The sequence below is a fragment of the Rhodobacteraceae bacterium M385 genome, from assembly GCA_025141835.1.
Lineage (GTDB): Bacteria > Pseudomonadota > Alphaproteobacteria > Rhodobacterales > Rhodobacteraceae > Gymnodinialimonas.
The window spans coordinates 3,076,472-3,096,644 of sequence record CP081102.1; the positions used below are offsets into that span (position 1 = coordinate 3,076,472).

Here is a 20,173-nt window from a genome sequence, read left to right on the forward strand (position 1 = left end):
CGAAATATCACATTTGAAAATGGTGAATGTATGTCCACGTTGTCCGCGCCGAACGTCTACGACGCCGAACCGATCCCCGAGGCCGCTCGCGCCGAGATTGACCGCCTCCTGCAAAGCGGGGACCTGTTTCGTTACACCGCGCCCGAGAACGCGCCCGTAGCTCTGTTGGAGCGTGAATTCGCCGCAATGATGGGCACGAAATACGCGCTTGCAGTGTCGAGCTGTTCTGCCGCGCTGTTCCTGTCGCTAGAGGCGCTGGATCTGGGCAAAGACGCCAAGGTGATGATCCCCGCATTCACCTTTGCGGCTGTTCCGTCGTCCATCGTGCACGCGGGCTTGCAGCCGGTTCTGTGCGAAGTGGCCGACAACTATCGCGTCGATATGGTTGATTTCATGGAGAAATTGCCCGGCGTGCAAGCGGTTCTTATCAGCCATATGCGGGGCCATACCTCGGACATGGATGCGATCTCGGCCGCCTGTGATGCAGCCGGTGTGCCGCTGATCGAGGATGCGGCCCATTCCCTGGGAACCGAGTGGCACGGCAAGAAGATTGGCACCATCGGGAAGGTTGGCTGCTTTAGCTTCCAGTCCTATAAATTGATTAACGCAGGCGAAGGCGGGATCATGATCACCGACGACGCCGATCTGGTGGCGCGCGCCGTCATTATGTCGGGCGCCTATGAGCATAACTGGGCGAAACACGGCGACGATGCCGCCCTGGTTGGGGCCTTTGGCCGGTGGCAGAACAAGCTGCCGCTCTACAACCTGCGGATGCAGAACCTGAGCGCGGCCGTAATCCGGCCTCAACTGCCCGAAGTAGCGCGCCGCGTCCGCGATGGCCGCAAGAACCACGACTATGTGGCCGCTGCGCTGAACACCTCGGACTGGCTGACCGTGCCTGATCCCCTCGGCCCCGAAGAACGCGCACCGGATTCGATCCAGTTCAACCTGCAAGGATTTGACAGCGACGCCGAAGCCCGCGCCTTCGCGGACGCTGCCGCTGCAAGAGGCGTGAAGGTGCAGATCTTCGGACTGAGCACCGACAACGCACGGGCCTTCTGGAACTGGCAATTCATCCCCGGAGACCTGCCCGAGCTACCCCAAACCCGAGCGATGCTGATGCGCGCCTGCGATGCGCGCCTGCCCGCAAGGCTGCAAAAAGCAGACCTCGACCACATCATCGGGGCGTTGCTTTCTGCCGCCGAAGACGTCAAAGGCACCCCCCGCGCTTACGGCACGTGAGCCGCAAAAATCTTTTGCAAAAGATTTGAGAACGCCCTTGCAAGGGCGTTGGACAGAGCCTTGCAAGGCTCTGTCCAGGGTTTTGCAAAACCCTGATGCGGGGCGGGGGAAAGGGGGTGGCGCGCGAGAGTATGCGCCGCTTTGATTATCCCTATTGAGGGCGACGCAGTGCAGGCGTACCGTCGGGCAACTTTGTTTGAGAGTGTCCGACATGACGACAAATACCCCCAACTCCTGGGAAGCCCGCGCTGAGGAATATTCGCTTTACGGCTTCACTGATCTGCCTTCGATCCGAGACCGTGGCACGGTTGTTGTGACCCATGGAGAGGGTCCGTACATCTTTGATACCAATGGTAAAAAATACCTCGATAGCAATTCCGGACTATGGAACATGGTGGCCGGATTTGATCACAAGGGTTTGGCCGAGGCTGCCAAGGCGCAGTATGATCGCTTCCCCGGCTACCATGCCTTTTTTGGCCGAATGTCAGATCAAACCGTCGCGCTGTCGGAGCGGCTCATCGACGTGAGCCCATGGGATCGGGGCAAGGTTTTTTACACCAACTCGGGGTCCGAGGCCAATGACACCATGGTCAAGATGCTGTGGTTCATGGGGCGCGCAGAAGGAACGCCGCAGAAGCGGAAAATCCTGACGCGGGGAAACGGGTATCATGGGGTGACGGCGGTTGCGGCCTCGATGACGGCAAAGCCTTACAATGAGGTGTTCGGCCTGCCGATGGAGGGGTTCATTCATCTGACCTGTCCACACTATTGGCGCGAGGGCGCTGAGGGGGAGTCTGAGGCCGCCTTTACCGCCCGCCTTGCCCGTGAGTTGGAGGATGTAATCGCACGCGAAGGCGCGGACACCATCGCGGGGTTCTTTGCCGAGCCCGTTCTGGGGGCGGGCGGTGTGATCCCGCCGCCGGAAGGTTATTTCCAAGCCATCCAGGCGGTGCTTGAGAAGCACGGTATTCCGTTGATCTCTGACGAGGTTATTTGCGGCTTCGGGCGGACGGGCAATACGTGGGGGTGTGAGACTTACGACTTTGTGCCGGATGTCATCATCTCCTCCAAGGCATTGACCGCCGGGTATTTCCCCATGGGCGCGGTGATGCTGGGGCCGCGAATGGCGGACCGTTTGCAAGCCGCTATTGATCCGATCGAGGAGTTCCCCCACGGATTTACCGCCAGCGGTCATCCGGTGGGCTGTGCGGTGGCGTTGAAGGCCATCGACGTGGTGCTTGAGGAGGGCCTGTTGGACATGGTGCGCGCGGGCACGGGACGGATGGAGGCGGGCCTTCGAGACATCGCCCGGCACCCCAACATCGGAGAGCTGCGCGGCGTGGGGTACATGTGGGCGCTGGAAGCGGTGCGAGAGGGCAAGATTCCGTTTGAAGGCCATTTGAGCGTGTCGGAACGGATTGCCAACGCCTGCACGGATCACGGGTTGATCTGTCGGCCCTTGGGGCAAGCGGTGGTGTTGTGTCCGGCGTTTACGCTGACGGATGGGCAGATGGACGAAATGTTCGAGAAACTTGACGCTGCGTTGCAGCAGGTGTTCTCCGAGATCACCTGAGGCACGGGTTGAAGGCGCGGGATTCGATATTTGGAAAAAGGTGAAGGGGGGCGGCGCGATGGATATTCGGGCGTTGCCGGGTGGATTTTCGGTAGCTGAGCTTGTGGGCGACCGAGTGTCTGTCAGCCCTTTGGCGCGCGAGGATCGCAGGGCGTTGGTGGAGGCCGCCAGCGACCCCGGCATTTGGGCCGGACATCCAGCGACAGACCGGTATCGGGCGCGGGTTTTTGAGCCCTACCTTGACGAAATAATGTCTGCGGGAGGCGGTGTCACTTTACGAGATTCCGATGGGCAAGCCATTGGAATGTCGAGATTCTACGCCTCATCCGATGCGCCAGAGGGGATAGGGATTGGCTTCACCTTTCTGGTGAGATCCCATTGGGGTGGCGCGACGAATTTTGAGGTGAAGCGGTTGATGTTGGCGCATCTTTTCCGCTTCGTTGATGAGGCGTGGTTTCACATTGCGCCCACGAATATCCGGTCGCAGAAGGCGACGGCCAAGCTTGGGGCTGTGCCAGAGGACAGCCGGATATTGGACCTTGGGGCCGGGCGGACAGAATGGGTGCGGATGCGGTTACGGAAGGCGCAGTGGTACGCGGCCGGACATTAGGGCGCCGAGAGGGCTTCCTGACACCGCGCGTTTGCCGCCACGACGCGGTCCATCTCGTAGAAATGATCTGGATTGGTGGGCTGCGCCACGGCGGTCATGGTGCTTGCCGCCGCAGCCAAACGCGCGCCTGCCGCGGCACGATCGGCGGGGTTCTGTGCGGTTTCGCATAGGGAGAAATCAGCCATGGCGGCGTCATAGGTGCTGAGATCGTCAGATGGGCTATCGAGCCCGAAAATCGGCGCGAGGATCGAGCAGGACGCCGTGGCCGAGACCACGAGAACGGAGAGGATAATACGGATCAAGGGGGTCACAACTTGCTGAGTTTGTTCTGTAATTCGGCGAGCTGGCGCTTGATGGCGTCCAACTCTTCCGAGGGGGTCGGGTCATCAGACGCGGCGGGTGAAGCGCCCTGCCCTGTCGCGCCCGTTGCAGCGCCTGTCATGGCGTTGAAGAAGGCTTCTTGCTGCGCGCGCATGGCGTCGAAACCGGGCATGGCGGCCATGGGGTTAATCGCCGCCATATTATCCATGATGGTTGATTGCCCCTCTTTCAGCATCTCGAAGGACGAGGCGAGGAACTCGGGCACCACGGAATGGGCTTGGGTCGTATAGCTGCGCACCAGATCGGTCAGGACCGAGATTGGCAGCACCGATTCCCCGCGCGATTCGTGGTCGGCCACGATTTGCAGAAGGTATTGGCGGGTCAGGTCATCGCCGGACTTGAGGTCTACGATCTTCACTTCGCGGCCATCGCGGATGAAGCCTGCAATGTCTTCCAGCGTCACATAGTCAGAGGTTTCCGTGTTATAGAGCCTCCGGCTGGCATAGCGCTTGATGAGAAGCGGCTCGGGTGTGTTGGTCATGGCTGGCCCTCCTCTGGTATTGCGGTGCAGCATTTGCAGCCTACGCCTCTTATTTGAGAATGCAAACGGGCCTTTTTGTGGCGCGTTCTTGCATAAGATTCCAAATAGCCCAACAGAATCAGAAAAGGCGGACCTGCGCTTGCGGGTCCGCCTTATCCGGTTCAGCGATATATAAGGGCGGGAGGACCCTGTATCGCTTATGTGAAAGCCCTTCGCGCCGGGGAGGAAGGCGCGAGTGGACCGCTTACTTGGCGGTTGCGGCTTTCTTGGCAGCAGTCGTCACTTCAGCAGTTGCTTTTTTGACGGCGGCAGTTGCTTCCTCGGAAGCTTCTTTGCCAGCTGCCATCATCAGCTCAACTGTTTCCATCTGAACTTTTTTCGCGATCTCAGCGAAAGCGGCCATGGACTCAGCAGCCATTTCGGCTTGAGCGGAGGCGAAGTCAGTCATGGATTTTGTGTAGTCAGCAGGCTCGTCTTTGACGGCCGCAACGTCGCCGATTTTGGCGATGGTGTCTTTTGTCCACTTGGAAGAAATCTCGGTGGATTTCTCAGCAGCTTCCAGAGCCACTTTGGACATTTTCTCGGACACGGCGGCCTGAGATTTGAACGACTCGGAAATGGAGGACATGTCTACAGGGAAAGATGCCATCATTTCAGTCATGTACTTCGAGAAGTCGGGGGTTGTTGCTGCTTTAGCCATTGGAATTCTCCGATTTGAGTACCCGTGCGGGGTGTTTGAACATGGAGAATATATGGATGCTGCGCCGCAGAAAGTCAACTTTTATTCTGCGGTGCAGCATAACCTAGGGTCACGTGAAAAAGCCGAACAAAATCAGAGCTTTTTGCCTTCTTTTACGTAATTTCCGGGGGCTGGGGCCAAAATTTCTTGCCCATTGTCGCCGGGTGCACGCGCAGCAATTTTTGGCCCAGAGCGTGTTTTCAGCCACGAATCCCACTGCGGCCACCAAGACCCTTCGTTGAAGTCTGCCGCCTCGAGCCAATCCGCCGCCTCGCCCGAGACCTTCGGGTTGGTGAAGTGGCCGTATTTCTTTTTCGACGGTGGGTTCACGATACCCGCGATGTGGCCGGATTCCGAGACGATGAAGGTTTTGTCCTTCGACCCCATCTTGGTAACGCCCCGGAAGCAATCCACCCAAGGGGCGATATGGTCGGTCTTGCAGGCAATCGCACAGAGCGGCACGGTCACGTCCTTCAGGGACAGGGTTTCACCGCACAGCTCAAACCCGTCGGTGGCCAGAGCATTGCTTTGGCACAGGCCACGGAGGTATTCCTTTGCCATTTTGCCGGGCAGGTTGGTGCTGTCGCCGTTCCAGTAGAGCAGATCAAAGGCCGGGGGCGTTTCGCCCATCATATAGCTGCGCACGGCAGGGCCGTAGATCAGATCCTTGGAGCGCAGGAACGACATCGTCTTGGACATGAAGTAGCTGCTGAGCACGCCGTCCTGGGCGATTTGGCGTTCAATGGCATCGACGAAATCGTCTTGCAGGAACGGGGTGAATTCCCCCTGAACCGAAAAATCTGTCAGCGTGGTAAAGAAGGTCGCCGATTTAATCGACTTGTCGCCACGCTTCTTCATCAGGGCAAGCGTCAGGTTCAGGGTCGTGCCAGCAATGCAGTAGCCCACGGCGTTTACCTGCTTTTCGCCGGTGATCTCTTTCACCTGTTCGATCGCGGCAAGATAGCCGTCTTCGATGTAATCTTGCAGTCCCACATCGGCGTAGGTCTGGTCGGGGTTCTTCCAGCTTGCCACAAACAGGGTGTAGCCTTGATCCACCGCCCATTTAATCAAGCTATTCTGCGGCTTCAGGTCCAGCACATAGAACTTGTTGATCCAGGGGGGGAAAATAATAAGCGGGGTTTTATGCACTTTTTCAGTCGTGGGGGCGTATTGGATCAGCTCCAGCATCCGGTTGCGATAAACGACAGAGCCTTCGCAGGTGCCAATGTTCACCCCCACTTCGAAGGCATCGGGATCGGCGAGGGTTGGAAGAAGCTCTCCGCCGTGGGCTTCAAAATCCCGAACGAGGTTTTCGAGACCTTGAACAAGGCTTTCGCCCTCGGTCGCGACCGCCTTTTCCAGGGCATCGGGGTTGGTGGCGAAGTAGTTGGTGGGGGAAAACAACTCGATCACCTGAGAGGCGAAGAACTCCACCCGTTGCTTGTCTTTGCCGTCAAGACCTTCAAGGTCCGTCACCGCCTTGCGGATCGCGTCGGAGCCCAACACATATTGGTGGCGCACAAAGTTGAAATAGGGGTGCGATTTCCAAAGCGGGTTCGCAAAGCGTTTGTCTTCGGGCAGATCGCTGTCATCGATTAAAGGCACCTGCCCTGTGGCCAGCGCGTCCTGCATTTCCATGTATTGAGACATCGCCTGCCCCCAATACATCGCCTGTTGCTCTAACAGCTTGCCGGGATTGGCAAAGGCTTCGGCCCAATAGGCCGCACCGGCTTTCATGTAGAGATCCTGGCTTGGCCCCGAAAGCCCCTGATCGGAAGGGGTTCGCTGGCCCATGGCGGCCACAAGACGTTTGGACAGGGCGTCAACCTTGGCAAGGTTCGCGTTCAGCTTTTCCAGCGCTTCGGCGCCATCTGGGGCTGTGCCTTCCGGGGCGCCGCCGTCTTCAGTTCCTTGTGACACCTTGATTTCCCCGCCTTGATGCTGCATCTGCATAATAACTATAATTCTACGGGGACCGGGGTGAGGCGGTCCACGCGACGAAATGATCCGGCTCATATGTATATGATCTGGACCGGACGCCTGGAGTTACTATGCGACAGCTACTCACCTACGACCTAATGGAATCGATGCGCGTCACAAATCAGTGGATGGGCGCGTCTGCCCGCGCGATGTGCAGCTACCCGCAGCTTGGCCTTGCCGCGAACCCGTTCATTCAGTTGACCGCCGCCTGGGGCGAAGTCACAGAGCGCAGCTTTGAGCGTATGGCGGCCAAGCCTGATTGGGGTATCTCCTCGATCCCCGGCAAAGACGGCCGCGACCACGTGATCTCGATCGAGACTGTGATGGAACGGCCCTTTGGCGACCTGATCCGCTTTGACGTGCAGGGCCGTGAGCCCACGGGCCGCAAGGTTCTGGTCGTGGCGCCGATGTCCGGCCACTACGCCACTCTGCTGCGTAAAACGGTGATCTCGCTGCTTCCCGACGCCGATGTTTACATCACGGATTGGCACAACGCCCGTGATATTCCGGTTAGCGCAGGCAAGTTCGATATTGAGGATTACACCCTCTACCTTGTTGATTTCATGCGCGAGATGGGCCCAGACACCAATGTGATCGCGGTCTGCCAGCCTGCACCGCTGGCGCTGGCCGCCACGGCCTATCTGGCCGAGGAAGACCCCAAGGCACAGCCGCGCACCCTGACCCTGATCGGCGGGCCGATTGACCCCGACGCCGCCGCCACGGATGTGACCGACTTTGGCCGCCGGGTGACGATGGGCCAGTTGGAAAAGTTCGTCGTGCAGCGCGTCGGCTTCAAATACGCGGGCGCGGGCCGGATGGTGTATCCCGGCATCCAGCAGCTTTCCAGTTTCATGGCGATGAACGCCGAGAAACACGCCAAGGCGTTCACCGATCAGATCGTTGCCGTGTCCAAAGGCGAGGCGAGCGACCACGACAAGCACAACGCCTTCTACGACGAATATCTTGCCGTGATGGACATGACCGCCGAGTTCTACCTGACGACGGTGGAACGTATCTTCAAGAACCGCGAAATCGCCAAGAACACCTTCGTGGTGGATGGCAAGTTGGTGGATATCGGCAAGATCACCTCGGTCGCGGTGAAGACGGTTGAAGGCGGCAAGGATGACATCTCGGCCCCCGGCCAATGCGTCGCTGCGCTGGATATGTTGACCGGTCTGCCGGACGAGAAGAAGGCCAACTACATTGAGCCCGAGGCCGGCCACTACGGTATTTTCGCGGGCAAGTCCTGGCGCAATAACATCCGGCCCCTCGTGCTCGATTTCATCGACGCCAATGCGGGAACGGCGAAAGCCGCACCCAAGGCCAAGCAGAAAGCCGCAAAATGAACGCGACTTCCCTTCCATGGTCCTGCCGATGCGGGGCCACAAACGGCACGCTGGCGGTGGAACGCGGATCGGGCACGCCTGCCATTTGCCATTGCGAAAGCTGCACACGGGCGCAGCGCCACTTCGGCGTGGAGGCGACGCAACTGGAAGGTGTGGGCGTCTTCCAAACCACACCGGACCGCTTCAAGATCGACGCAGGCGCTGAAAATCTGGCCATCGCACGGCTGTCGCCCAAGGGCCCGTATCGCTGGTATGCCGCATGCTGCAACACACAATTGGGTGTCGGTTCAACCACGCCGAAGTTCTCTTTCTTCAGTCCAGTGCAAACCATCTTTCCCGATGCCACCCCTTTGGGCAAAGCCCGCACCCACGCCTTTGTGGCGCAGCCCGGTGGCGGGGTGAAGCACACGCGGTTGATACCCTCGATCATGGCGCTGATGTCACGCAGCGTCGCGGCGCTGGTCTCGGGCCGTTGGCGCGACACGCCGTTTTTTGACGTGAGCACGGGGCAGCCCGTCGCGGAGCCCGAGCTTCTGCCGCGTGATGCGGGCCGCGGCTGAGCCTATCGCTTTTGCGATTTGCTCACAGGGTTATCCCCTGGGTTATACCCAGAAACCGAAGATATTTCCCACGTCAGTCCTTTGGCCCGGACGGGGCCGGGGTCGGCGTCGTATCCGCGACTAACGAGAAGTTGCTTCCATCCCAGACCTGCGGCCCCGGACACAGCCCGGTATCCCCGCACAGGGAAAACGTGCCCGCAATCTGCACTCCGGTCCGGCCATCGGACATCGGAACAAGATCCGCCCCCATCCCCAAGAACGCCTCTCTCCGCGAGAAATCCTGCGTCGAAAGGAACGCATCAATCGAGCAGTTGGCCGCGCCGCACCACCCGTTCATTCCATCGACACAGCGTACCGCACTATGGTTAAGCAAATAATCCTCGGCCCCGTCGCCATCGAGGTCGGCAATGCTCAGGTCCGCCGCGTCCAACGTGTAGCCCGAGGCGCTGCACCCCGTGGCGGCGGCCTCTGCAATGAATGGTGGGATCGTATCGAGTGGCGCAGGGGCGATAACCGGCTCGGGCGCGACAACGACGCCCGCCACCTGCCCCGTCCCCTGATATCGGTTAAGCGCGGGGGGCAAGGGATTGCCCATCTCCACCCACCGTCCCACGCAATAGGAAAACGCCGTGTCCAGCGCTTGGGTCAACCCATCCACGGGATACTCATATGCCACCCCCTGGCCCGGATCGAGGACGAGCCGCTGCGCCTCGAACAAGGCCAACACCATCTGATCGGTCATCGGCAGATAGACGGCAGAACCTTGTAGCTCATTGAGTTGCAAGGGCGGCAGGCCGTAGCCCACATCATCGACGGAAAGCACGATGCCCTCAATGGTATAGGGCGGCTCCCACGTAAGGATGGAGTCACTGATCTCCACGATCATCTCGAACGGATCGGTCAGGTGGCTTTCGTGGCTTCCTGTCTCCATCAGCCCTAACCCCTGTGGCGAGGGTGCGGTGCAGCCAAAGCCCAAGGTCCGGCCTTCCACTTGAGCATACGCGAACAGGATCGCCCCGGAATCTGAGGTCAGCGGCGTCCACGATTGGGCATGAAGCGGCGCTGTCGCCAACGATAGGGCGGCCAAAGCGTAATAGGCTGATTTCATGAAATAATCCCTTACTTAAATACGGACCGGGTCGGCGTAACTGTCCCTTAACTTTTGTTTGGCAGCCTTCAGGACATGCCTGCGGCTTTTCGAAGACCCAAACCACTGGAAGGAGAATGGCGCGACGAGAGCAACTATTCAACAAGGCGCCGTGCCCCCCCCGGTCATGAGCCTAAGGGCGATAACCGGGCAGAGGCGCGGCGGATCAATTCGCCCTCAATCTCAACCCTTGTGCCGGGCGCGCGCCCGGTTTCGATCTCTGCCAACAGCGTGCTGACTGCGGCCTCCACCATCCGGTTCACCGGCTGGCGCAAGGTCGTAAGCTTGTAGGACGGCCAAGCCGCCATGGGCACGTCATCATAGCCGATGATCGACACATCGCCGGGGACATCCACGCCCATCTCGATGCGCAACCGGTCCATCACGGCCAGCGCCATATGGTCGTTCCCCACAAAAATCGCATCGGGGGGCTGTGCGCTTTCCATCATATCGCGCGCCGCCTCCGCCGCTGTTTCGCGTTGGAACATCCCATCCGCCTCCCCATGCAGGGCCGCGCCGCGCGCCTTGAGGGCCGCCACGAACCCATCGCGACGGTCGCGCCCGGTAGAGGCCCCCAGCCAGCCGGAAATCGTGGCGATCCGTCGGTGCCCCGCGTCCAGCAAAGCATCGGCCACCCTCGCCCCGCCCACGCGGTTGGCAGAGGTCACCGCGCTAAGGCCCGAGCCTTCGATGCCCCGGTTGAACAACAAAACCGGAAGGCCCACAGCCCGGCAACGATCCGTCAGCTCTCCGCTCAAGTTGATCGAGGCGGTGATGATCCCATCCACCTGATAATCCATCAGATTTTGAATCACCTCATCCACATCACCCCGAGAGTTTCCCGCCAGAAAAATCAGGATGTGGTAGCCCTTGGCCTGCAAGGCCGCGCTCAGCTTTTCCAGCGCATCGGGGTAGAAGGGATTATCCAGATAAGCCACCACCAGACCGATGATCTTGGAGCGCCCGGTAATCAAAGAGCGGGCCAAAACGTTGGGCCGATAGCCCAACGCATCCGCCGCCTCATGCACCCGTGCGGCCATCTTTTTCGATACGCTGGCACCGGGGGTGAACACCCTGCTGACCGCCGATTGGCTCACCCCGGCCCTTCGCGCCACGTCGGTCGAGGTGACCTTACCGCCGCCCCCATTCTGCTCGGTCATCCAGCGGTCCAACCGCCGTCCACAAGGATCGACGTGCCGGTCACCATGGCACTCGCGTCCGATGCAAGGAACAGGACCGCGCCCATGATATCTTCCACTTCGGCCACGCGGGGCAGTTTGATCTTGCTCTCGATCCAGGCGCGCTTCTCTGGGTCGGCAAAGGTCGCCGCGGTCAGGGGGGTGCGGATGAACGTGGGACACAACGTGTTGACGCGAATGCTGCGCGCGCCCCACTCGATCGCCATCGCCTTGGTGAACCCTTCAACCGCATGTTTCGTGCCGCAGTACACCGCCCGGTCGATGCCCCCCACATGGCCCATCTGGCTCGACACTTGAATGATCGACCCGCCCCCGTCCATCGTCGCTGCCGCCGCTTGGGCAAGGAAATACGCCGCCCGCACGTTGACGTTATTGACTGCATCGAAGTCTTCCGGTGTCGTGTCGGTCGCCGCGCTGTGCCGCGCCAACCCCGCAGAATTACACAGCACATCCAGCCGCCCCATCCCCGCAACAGCCGCGCCCATGGCGTCGATATCCGTGATGTCCAAAACGACGCCCTCGGCAGAGAACCCCGCCTCTGTCATCTCGGCCACCGCCCCGTTCACAGCCTCCTGCCCGCGGGCGGCAATAATCACATGAGCCCCCGCCTCGGCCAACGCCACAGCGCACCCAAGCCCAATCCCCCGCGATCCCCCCGCAACAAGGGCTCGCTTTCCGGCAAGTGAAAACGACGGCGTCCGTGGCAATGTCATCAAGAATACTCCAAAATCGTCGGCCCAATTTAAGCCCAAATCGCAGGGAGTCCCCCCGCATCCATAAGGCACTTGTGTACGTTCCCGGTGCCTCTCTCGCAATATTTCCGCCGCTCGGAAGCTCCTTCATCTTGGCCCATACACCTCCGGGGGTATGCGCATCCCTTGGATGCGCAGAGGGGGCTGGCCCCCTATAGCGCTCCGCTCGCCCCAGACACGCCGCCTGCGCGCTACTCCGCCTCGCGATACGGCGCCCCTTCGCCGTAAGGCACATTCACCCCGCCATAGCGCCGGACCCGGATATTGCACTGCTCTGCGTGGCCCACAAAGCCCTCCAACATGCAGAGCCTTGATCCATATTCCCCCACCAGCGTCGCGGCCTCATCGGTCACAACCCTCTGATAGGAATGCGTTTTCAGAAACTTCCCCACCCACAGGCCGCCGGTGTAACGCCCCGCCTTCTTCGTGGGCAGCGTGTGGTTGGTTCCAATCACCTTGTCCCCATTCGCCACATTGGTGCGCGGCCCCAGAAACAGCGCCCCATAGCTGGTCATATTCTCCAAGAACCAATCGTCACGGTCCGTCATTACCTGAATATGCTCCGAGGCGATATCCTCGGACACGGCCAGCATCTCGTCATAGCTGTCGCATAGGATCACTTCTCCATATTCCTCCCAACTCACCCGCGCCGTTTCAGCCGTCGGCAAGATCTGCAAAATCCGCTCAATCTCGGCCAACGTTGCCTCCGCCAAGGCGCGGGAGTTGGTAATCAACACCGCCGGAGAATTATATCCATGTTCCGCCTGCCCCAGCAGGTCCGTGGCGCATAGCTCCGCATCCACGGTGTCATCAGCGATCACGCAGGTTTCCGTCGGCCCGGCAAACAGATCGATGCCCACGCGCCCAAACAATTGCCGCTTGGCCTCCGCCACAAAGGCGTTTCCCGGCCCCACAAGCATATCGACAGCCTTCACGCTCTGGGTTCCCAAGGCCATCGCCCCGACAGCTTGCACGCCGCCAAGCACCAGGATCTCGTCCGCACCGCCTTCCTGCATCGCCGCCACGATCGCCGGATGCGGGGCGCCATTGACCGGCGGGGCCGAGGCCACGATCCGCTTCACCCCGGCCACTTTCGCCGTCAACACCGACATATGCGCCGAGGCCACCATCGGGAACTTGCCCCCCGGCACATAGCACCCGACCGAGTTGACCGGGATATTCTTATGGCCAAGGATCACCCCCGGCATCGTCTCCACCTCCACATCGCGCATCGAGGCCCGCTGCGCCTCGGCAAAGCGTCGGATTTGCGTCTGCGCAAACCGAATGTCGGCCATCTCCCGGCTCGACACCTTCTGCATCGCCGCCTCAATTTCCGACGCACTTAGCCGGAACGCCTCCGGCTCATAGCCATCAAACTTGGCAGATAGTTCTCGCACCGCCGCATCGCCTCGGGCCTCGATATCCGCCAATATCTCCTCCACGGTGCCGCGCACCTTGGCGTCGTCCTCTGCCCGCTCCTCCGCAGGCTTTCCACGTTTAAGATATTCGGCCATCTGGCATCCCTCCCCCTGACATTCTTCCGAAGGATACAATCGCCCCGCCCCGCTTCAAGATGATTCTGCATACGAATGCAAAGAACCGCCAAGCCGCCTCCAACACCCGAGCACACGCCCCGATGCTTCCTTGTTCCAAAAATATCCTCGGGGGATTTGAAAGGGGGCAGACAGCCCCCTTCACGGGGGTGTGGGGGCAGCGCCCCCACGCGGTCGTCGGCAAAGCCGCCGACACCCCTAGCTATCGGTCAATACAACGTCTCGCGCAGCCACGCCGTCACGTCATCAACCACCCGTTCCGTCAGGGCCGGGCTCAAGATATCGCCAGCAATCACATGATGGAACGGGTCGCCCCCCTGCTCTGGCACTGGCACAGGGACCAGCGTCACCTCTCCCCCCCATCCTTGTGCGAATGCCCGCAAAGCCGGGGCCGAGATCACCTGATCCGTATCGGCGAACAGGAAAAGCGCGGGCGTTCTCACCTCGCTGTAATCCCTTGCCCGTGTCTCCCGCAGCAAGGTGCCCAGAGTCACCGTCGCCCCTGTGGGGTAGGCCGTTGTCCAATAGGCCTCGTGGTACTCGTTCACCGCCTCAAAAGACCGTTCCGCCCCGGCGACCCAAGGCGCCCAGACCCTTGCCAGCGGCAGCTCCAGCAAGGCCCCCGCCGGATTGGCCAGCTCATAATTGGCCGAGATCAACACCATCGCCGCCACATCCTGCGCCATTGCCGTGTCACTGGCCGCCCATGACGCCAAGGTCGCCCCGGTCGAGGTTCCAATCACCACCACCCGGTCGCCAATCCCCCGCGCCAATCGCAACATCGCCTCGGTCTCGTCCAGCCACTCCCCGGCTCGGGGTTCCGCCATCGCCGCCCCAGATCGGCCGTGGCCGGGCAGCCTTGCAAAGATCAGGTTCGCCCCCAACGCCTCGGCCACAAGGTCAGGCACCGGGCGGATTTCCTCTGATGTGGCCGAGAACCCGTGCAGATACAGCACCACCACATCGCTTTGTGCGCCCGGTTCCGTGGCCCAGACAATCCGCGCCTCTGTGCCGTCGGTGATGTCATCAAACCGGGCTTCCCGCGCCGCGAGCCAACCATCGGGATCGTCCAGATCGGGCGCTTCCACGGTCCCGCGCTGGACCTGATCCACCGGCCCAAGATACAGGAATGCGCCAATCACGATCGCCACCAGCGCAATGACGCGAACAAGCCCCCAGATCAGCCTAGCCATGGGCCAAAACCTCTTCCACGGCCCGTGTGATCGTGTCCAAACAAGCCGCGTCCGAAAACCGGTGATCGGCGTTTTTCACCAGTTCCAACCGCACATCCGGCCCCTCGACATGGTCCAGCACCCCAAGGGCCACATCCATCGTCACATCCACATCCGCCGTGCCCTGAAGCATGCGCACCGGCACGTCGATCCGCAACGGCTCGGTCAAGACCAGATGATCCCGCCCGTCCTCGATCAACCGCTTGGTAATGATCATCGGCTCGCCGTACTCCGAGGGAAGCGCAACCTGCCCTTCCTCCATCAGCGTCGTGCGCTTTTCCTCATCCCAGACCTTCCAGTAGCCATTCTCGGTGAAATCCGGCGCAGCCGCGACGGTCACAAGACCCGCCACCCGGTCGGGCCTGTGCTTGGCCATCAACAGGCTGATCCAGCCCCCCATGCTCGATCCTACAATCACCTGCGGCCCCTCGGTCAGCGCATCAATCGCGGCCATGGCATCCTCGGCCCAATCGCCAATGCACCCTTCGTTGAACTGCCCCGAGCTCGCCCCGTGGCCCGAATAATCAAACCGCAAGAACTCCCTGCCCGATCGGCGCGCCCAGGCCTCCAGATGCATAGCCTTGGACCCGGTCATGTCCGAGCGCAGACCGCCCAAAAACACCACGCCCGTCCGGCGGCCCGAGAATTTGTGATAGGCAAGACGGCGTCCCGCGTCGGTCTCTAGATACTGCATCTCGGCCAAGGATTATTCCTCCGGTTCTGGCGCTAAATTTCTGGCGCAGACCCTGCCCCGCCGCGCCATATTCCGCAATCCCGCCCGCCACCGATGGGCGGAGCATTGCCAAATTTAAGTGACTCACTTGTCACGTGACTAAATAATCACCTATAAGCGATTCCATGGACACCCTCTTCAAAGCCCTCAGCGACCCGGCGCGGCGCGCCATCCTCGACAGTTTGCGTGCCTCCGACGGCCAATCCCTCACCGATCTGGAACCTCAATTCGACATGACCCGCTTCGGCGTCATGAAGCACCTCAAGCTGCTGGAAGACGCGGGCCTGATCGTCACGAAACGGCAGGGACGGTTCAAATACCACTACCTCAACCCCCTGCCCCTGCAAGAAATGCTTGACCGTTGGGTCGCGCCCTTCCTGCAACCCCAAGCCAAACAACTCTCTGACCTTAAAGCAAAACTTGAAAGGAGCCACGCGATGGGCAAACCCGATTTCATGATGCAGACCTTCATCCGCTGCACCCAAGACGCCCTTTGGGACGCGCTGACCAAAGCCGATCACATGGCTGCCTACCACTTCGTCTGCAACGAGGTTCGCGGCGATGCCCTCCCTGGCAACGTGACCGAATTCATTACCCCCGGCGGTGACCCCATGCTGCGCCAGGTCACGACCGAGCTGGACCCGAAGACCCGCATCGCCCAAACGTTCGAGCCGCTCTTCATGGGCCCCGATGCCCCCGCCTCTCACATGGTCTACCTGATCGAACCCCAGGAAGACGCCTGCAAACTCACCATCGAACACTACGATATCGCCCCCGGCCAGGAAGGCTTCGCCGAAGGATGGGCCCGCCTTGCTTCCTCGCTGAAGTCCTACCTCGAAACCGGTAAAGCCTTGAAAGGAGCCGCATAATGGCCACCCTCCCTACCGAGCTCGGCATTCTCACCTGCCTTATGCTCCTCGCCGCCTCGCTCTGGATTCCCTATATCATTGGCGTCAACAAACACCTGCCCGACGGCATCAACACCTTTCAGCGCCCCTATGACGGTGCCGCCCTGCCCGATTGGGTCCTGCGCGCCAATCGCGCCCACCTCAACCTTCTGGAACAATCCTTCCCCTTCGCGATCCTTATCCTCATCCTTCACCTCATCGATGGCTTCACCGTGCTGACCTATTGGACCGCCATCGCCTTTTTCTGGCTCCGGACCGCCCATGCCATCGGCATGATCTCGGGCTTTACCCAAATGCCCCTGCGCCCCCTGATCTTCACCTCTGGTTGGGTCTGCATCCTCCTGCTCGGGGCCTCCATCTTCCTCACCCCCTAACGCCACCGTCGGGGGGGCCACACCGCTCCCCCTTCATCTTGGCCAATACAACTCAATCCTGCCCCCTCGCCGCGCGCCGCCGTTGACATTTCTCGCGCCCGCCGCGAAAACGCCGCCACACACATACCCGCAACCGGGCGTTTCGTAGGCGCCAAACTGACGAGGAGCCGGAAAGATGGCCCAAATCTCCCTCACTTTCCCCGATGGCAACGCGCGTGACTTTGACGCCGGCATTACCCCTGCTGAGGTCGCCGCTAGCATCTCTTCATCCCTCGGCAAAAAAGCCATCTCTGCCACGGTCAACGGCGAACACCATGACCTCCAGTGGCCGATTGATGCCGACGCCACCGTGGCGATCCACACCCTCAAAGACGACGATCAAGCGCTCGAGTTGATCCGCCACGACTGCGCCCACATCATGGCCCGCGCCGTGCAAGAGTTGTGGCCCGACGTCAAAGTCACCATCGGCCCCGTGCGCGATAGCGGTTGGTTCTACGACTTTGACCGGGAAGAACCGTTCACCCCCGATGACCTCGGCGCGATTGAGGCGAAGATGAAAGAAATCATCAACGCCCGTGACGCCGTGCGCACCGAAGTGTGGGACCGCGACCGGGTCCGCGCCCATTACGAATCCACTAACGAGCCTTACAAAGTCGAACTCCTCGACCGCATCCCCGGGGATGAGCCGATCCGCATGTATTGGCACGGCGAATGGATGGACCTTTGCCGGGGTCCGCACCTGCAACACACGGGCCAGGTGCCTGCCGATGCGTTCAAACTCATGTCCGTGGCCGCCGCCTATTGGCTTGGCGACAACACCCGCCCCATGTTGCAGCGCATCTACGGCGTCGCGTTCAAGAACCGCGATGACCTCAAGAAACACCTGAATTTTCTGGAAGAAGCCGCCAAACGCGATCACCGTCGCTTGGGCCGGGAAATGGACCTCTTCCACATGCAGGAAGAAGCGCCCGGACAGGTTTTCTGGCACGCCAACGGCTGGACCATCTACACCGAGCTGCAAGACTACATGCGCCGCAAGCAACGCGCCGGCGGCTACGTCGAGGTCAACACGCCGCAGTTGGTGAACCGCAAACTGTGGGAAGATTCCGGCCATTGGGACAAGTATCAGGAAAACATGTTCATCGTCGAAGTGGACGAAGATCACGCCCGTGAAAAGGCGGTGAACGCGCTCAAACCGATGAACTGCCCCTGCCACGTCCAGATTTTTAACCAAGGTCAGAAGTCTTACCGTGACTTGCCTCTGCGGATGGCTGAATTCGGCTCTTGCGCGCGGTACGAGCCTTCGGGCGCGTTGCACGGCATCATGCGGGTGCGTGGCTTCACCCAAGACGATGGCCACATCTTCTGCCGCGAAGACCAGATCGAGGAAGAAACCAAGGTTTATATCGACTATCTGACCTCGATTTACCAAGATTTGGGCTTCCCCGAATTCCGGGTCAAATTCTCCACCCGTCCCGAGGTCCGCTCGGGCAGCGATGAGATCTGGGACAAGGCCGAAGACGCGCTTCTGCGCGCCACCCGCGCCGCAGGGATCGAGCCAGAGATGAACCCCGGCGAAGGCGCGTTCTACGGCCCCAAGCTGGAGTTCGTCCTGACCGACGCCATTGGCCGCGATTGGCAATGTGGCACCCATCAGGTCGATTTCGTCCTCCCCGAACGGCTCGACGCGACCTTTATCGCCGAGGATGGTGCCAAACATCGCCCCGTCATGCTGCACCGCGCCTGCCTTGGCAGCTTTGAGCGGTTCATCGGCATCTTGATCGAGGAACACTCGGGCAAGCTGCCGTTCTGGCTGGCACCGCGTCAGGTGGTTGTGGCCTCTATCGTGTCCGATGCCGATGAATTCGTTCACGACACCGTCGCCGCCCTGCGCGCCGCCGGGGTTCGGGCCGAGGCCGATATTCGCAACGAGAAGATCAACTTCAAAGTGCGCGAGCATTCGGTGGGCAAAGTACCGGTGATCCTTGCCGTAGGCCGACAAGAGGTTGAGAATCGCACCGTTACTCTGCGCCGTTTGGGCGAGAAACAGACCCAGGTCGTGCCTTTGGCGGAAGTGATCGAAAGCCTAACCGCCGAGGCCATCGCGCCAGATTTGCGTTAATTTGTTGACGCCGTGCGCCTCCTTGGGGTGCACGGCGTTAACGCTCGGTTAACCTTCTATCGCACATTTGCCATATTTCGGCCCCTCTCCCGTCCCAGCTCGCGAAGTATACAACCTTTGACGCCGGAGAACCGGCGCAAGGTAGGTATCGAGTATGCAATTCACTAGCCAACTTTCGCGCTCAGCAGAGCTGCGTCTGGACGAAAGATCGGAAGCCTCAGAACCGATCCAGGTGCCGACGCTTCCTAAACAGGCTTTCGCCGCGCAGACCCCCATTCAAACTGAGCAAGGCTTTCAGGCGCTAAGCGAATTGTCCGTTGGGCAACGGGTCTTGACCCGCCTTGGTACGTTGGAGCCGATCACCGAGATCGAGCATTTCCACTTCACGAAACGCCAGCTCCACGACATGCCCGAGGCCGCGCCGGTGCGTTTTGACCCTAATGCGCTGCCCTCCATGACCGAAACATCGGCTATTCTAATCTCGGCTGATTGCCCGGTTTCCTGGGCAGAAGATCCCAATAGCCTGACCCGGTTTCCCGCCAAGGCGTTTTGCGATGGTGGCCTGATCCGCCGCGTGATCCCGGAAGAGGGCATCCACTTCATCCGCCTGCACCTGCCCGCCGCGCAACAAATCTGCGCCGGCGGCATTTGGGTGGAATTGGATGCCGACAGGACGTCGGAAGTGGCCTTCGATGTGCATGTGCCACAGTTGGTCCAGGATATCCGCATTTTCCGGCCTATCCCGGCCTAGCCACTTTGGCCGCCATTCCCCTGCGATCTGGGGGCAGGACGGCGGACAGGATGGTGGTCGGAGCCGCGGCAGCACTCTGCACGCGGCACCTGGCGATCGCTTAAAAGTGGGCGCGTTCTTCGTCCGGACGCCCCGCCGCGATCGCCAGCACCCCACCCAGACCACACATGGCAATGGGGAACATGGTGAAGACGCCGAACCCGAAGGCGTAAAGCATCGCCGCAGCCGCCAGCAGCATCAAGACACCGCCCCACAACGCCCGCGCCTTGGCCATGGCCCCGCCTGCAATCGCCAAAAGCGGCGAAACGAACGCCATCGTGCGGTAGAGTTGTGGGTTATCAACCTGATAGGCAAGGTCGGGGATTTCCCCGAACCAATCAATGAACACCGTATAGCCGTAGACAAAGAAGCCCACGATCATGGCGAGCACGCCGCCAATCAATCCAAGAACAAGGGCCGCATTGCGCATTTAGGTGTCTCCGTCATTGTT

20 protein-coding genes are annotated in these 20,173 nt (G+C 60.5%); 9 read left to right on the forward strand and 11 right to left on the reverse strand.

Features of this window, described 5'->3' with window-relative positions:
• The first annotated feature begins 30 nt into the window (after positions 1 to 30).
• From K3728_15050 to K3728_15060, 3 genes are all read left to right on the forward strand, one after another.
• Complete coding sequence (locus K3728_15050; GenBank protein ID UWQ94994.1) at positions 31 to 1,242, forward strand: aminotransferase class I/II-fold pyridoxal phosphate-dependent enzyme; 1,212 nt, start codon at positions 31 to 33, stop codon at positions 1,240 to 1,242.
• 211 nt (positions 1,243 to 1,453) lie between these two features.
• Entirely contained in the window at positions 1,454 to 2,815 is a 1,362-nt protein-coding gene (locus K3728_15055) for an aminotransferase class III-fold pyridoxal phosphate-dependent enzyme (GenBank protein UWQ94995.1), read from the forward strand.
• 58 nt (positions 2,816 to 2,873) lie between these two features.
• Positions 2,874 to 3,425, forward strand: a complete 552-nt coding sequence (locus tag K3728_15060) for a GNAT family N-acetyltransferase (GenBank protein UWQ94996.1) — start codon at positions 2,874 to 2,876, stop codon at positions 3,423 to 3,425.
• On the opposite strand, the gene K3728_15065 is transcribed toward K3728_15060, so the two are convergent.
• From K3728_15065 to phaC, 4 genes are all read right to left on the reverse strand, one after another.
• On the reverse strand, positions 3,422 to 3,727 hold the full coding sequence (locus K3728_15065; GenBank protein UWQ94997.1) for a hypothetical protein: 306 nt from the start codon (positions 3,725 to 3,727) through the stop codon (positions 3,422 to 3,424). The genes K3728_15060 and K3728_15065 overlap by 4 nt on opposite strands.
• Positions 3,728 to 3,732: 5 nt before the next feature.
• Entirely contained in the window at positions 3,733 to 4,287 is a 555-nt protein-coding gene (gene phaR / locus K3728_15070; GenBank protein ID UWQ94998.1) for a polyhydroxyalkanoate synthesis repressor PhaR, read from the reverse strand.
• Positions 4,288 to 4,531: 244 nt separating this feature from the next.
• A complete protein-coding gene (locus K3728_15075; GenBank protein ID UWQ94999.1) occupies positions 4,532 to 4,987 on the reverse strand; it encodes a Phasin in 456 nt (151 codons plus the stop codon).
• Between the two features lie 132 nt (positions 4,988 to 5,119).
• Positions 5,120 to 6,973: a class I poly(R)-hydroxyalkanoic acid synthase gene (gene phaC, locus K3728_15080; GenBank protein UWQ97579.1), complete on the reverse strand. Its 1,854-nt coding sequence runs from the start codon at positions 6,971 to 6,973 to the stop codon at positions 5,120 to 5,122.
• Between the two features lie 104 nt (positions 6,974 to 7,077).
• Here phaC and phaZ point away from each other — a divergent pair, with 104 nt between their 5' ends.
• Together phaZ and K3728_15090 are read left to right on the forward strand one after the other, a co-directional pair.
• Positions 7,078 to 8,352, forward strand: coding sequence for a polyhydroxyalkanoate depolymerase (gene phaZ, locus K3728_15085; protein UWQ95000.1), 1,275 nt, complete (start codon positions 7,078 to 7,080; stop codon positions 8,350 to 8,352).
• Positions 8,349 to 8,912 carry a hypothetical protein gene (locus K3728_15090; GenBank protein UWQ95001.1) on the forward strand — a complete coding sequence of 188 codons (564 nt, stop codon included), beginning with the start codon at positions 8,349 to 8,351 and terminating at the stop codon, positions 8,910 to 8,912. Before phaZ ends, K3728_15090 begins: the two co-directional genes overlap by 4 nt.
• Before the next feature lie 73 nt (positions 8,913 to 8,985).
• Here K3728_15090 and K3728_15095 read toward each other — a convergent pair whose 3' ends face one another.
• From K3728_15095 to K3728_15120, 6 genes are all read right to left on the reverse strand, one after another.
• Entirely contained in the window at positions 8,986 to 10,020 is a 1,035-nt protein-coding gene (locus K3728_15095) for a hypothetical protein (protein ID UWQ95002.1), read from the reverse strand.
• 164 nt (positions 10,021 to 10,184) lie between these two features.
• Positions 10,185 to 11,219: a LacI family DNA-binding transcriptional regulator gene (locus tag K3728_15100; protein UWQ95003.1), complete on the reverse strand. Its 1,035-nt coding sequence runs from the start codon at positions 11,217 to 11,219 to the stop codon at positions 10,185 to 10,187.
• Positions 11,216 to 11,971 (reverse strand): SDR family oxidoreductase, encoded by a 756-nt coding sequence (locus K3728_15105; GenBank protein ID UWQ95004.1) that lies wholly within the window; start codon positions 11,969 to 11,971, stop codon positions 11,216 to 11,218. The genes K3728_15100 and K3728_15105 overlap by 4 nt, the downstream gene beginning before the upstream one ends.
• A 230-nt stretch (positions 11,972 to 12,201) precedes the next feature.
• The gene (gene hisD, locus K3728_15110) at positions 12,202 to 13,524 is read right to left on the reverse strand and encodes a histidinol dehydrogenase (GenBank protein ID UWQ95005.1); all 1,323 of its coding nucleotides are present in this window, start codon (positions 13,522 to 13,524) and stop codon (positions 12,202 to 12,204) included.
• A gap of 248 nt (positions 13,525 to 13,772) precedes the next feature.
• Complete coding sequence (locus K3728_15115) at positions 13,773 to 14,756, reverse strand: alpha/beta fold hydrolase (GenBank protein UWQ95006.1); 984 nt, start codon at positions 14,754 to 14,756, stop codon at positions 13,773 to 13,775.
• Positions 14,749 to 15,489 carry an alpha/beta hydrolase gene (locus K3728_15120; protein ID UWQ97580.1) on the reverse strand — a complete coding sequence of 247 codons (741 nt, stop codon included), beginning with the start codon at positions 15,487 to 15,489 and terminating at the stop codon, positions 14,749 to 14,751. The genes K3728_15115 and K3728_15120 overlap by 8 nt, the downstream gene beginning before the upstream one ends.
• Positions 15,490 to 15,653: 164 nt before the next feature.
• On the opposite strand from K3728_15120, the gene K3728_15125 reads away from it, so the two are divergent.
• From K3728_15125 to K3728_15140, 4 genes are all read left to right on the forward strand, one after another.
• Positions 15,654 to 16,397 (forward strand): metalloregulator ArsR/SmtB family transcription factor, encoded by a 744-nt coding sequence (locus K3728_15125; GenBank protein UWQ95007.1) that lies wholly within the window; start codon positions 15,654 to 15,656, stop codon positions 16,395 to 16,397.
• Positions 16,397 to 16,810, forward strand: a complete 414-nt coding sequence (locus K3728_15130) for an MAPEG family protein (protein UWQ95008.1) — start codon at positions 16,397 to 16,399, stop codon at positions 16,808 to 16,810. Before K3728_15125 ends, K3728_15130 begins: the two co-directional genes overlap by 1 nt.
• Before the next feature lie 175 nt (positions 16,811 to 16,985).
• Positions 16,986 to 18,932 carry a threonine--tRNA ligase gene (gene thrS / locus K3728_15135; GenBank protein UWQ95009.1) on the forward strand — a complete coding sequence of 649 codons (1,947 nt, stop codon included), beginning with the start codon at positions 16,986 to 16,988 and terminating at the stop codon, positions 18,930 to 18,932.
• 154 nt (positions 18,933 to 19,086) lie between these two features.
• Complete coding sequence (locus K3728_15140; protein UWQ95010.1) at positions 19,087 to 19,683, forward strand: Hint domain-containing protein; 597 nt, start codon at positions 19,087 to 19,089, stop codon at positions 19,681 to 19,683.
• A 100-nt stretch (positions 19,684 to 19,783) separates the two neighbouring features.
• Here K3728_15140 and K3728_15145 read toward each other — a convergent pair whose 3' ends face one another.
• Positions 19,784 to 20,152 carry a hypothetical protein gene (locus K3728_15145; protein ID UWQ95011.1) on the reverse strand — a complete coding sequence of 123 codons (369 nt, stop codon included), beginning with the start codon at positions 20,150 to 20,152 and terminating at the stop codon, positions 19,784 to 19,786.
• Positions 20,153 to 20,173 lie beyond the last annotated feature (21 nt).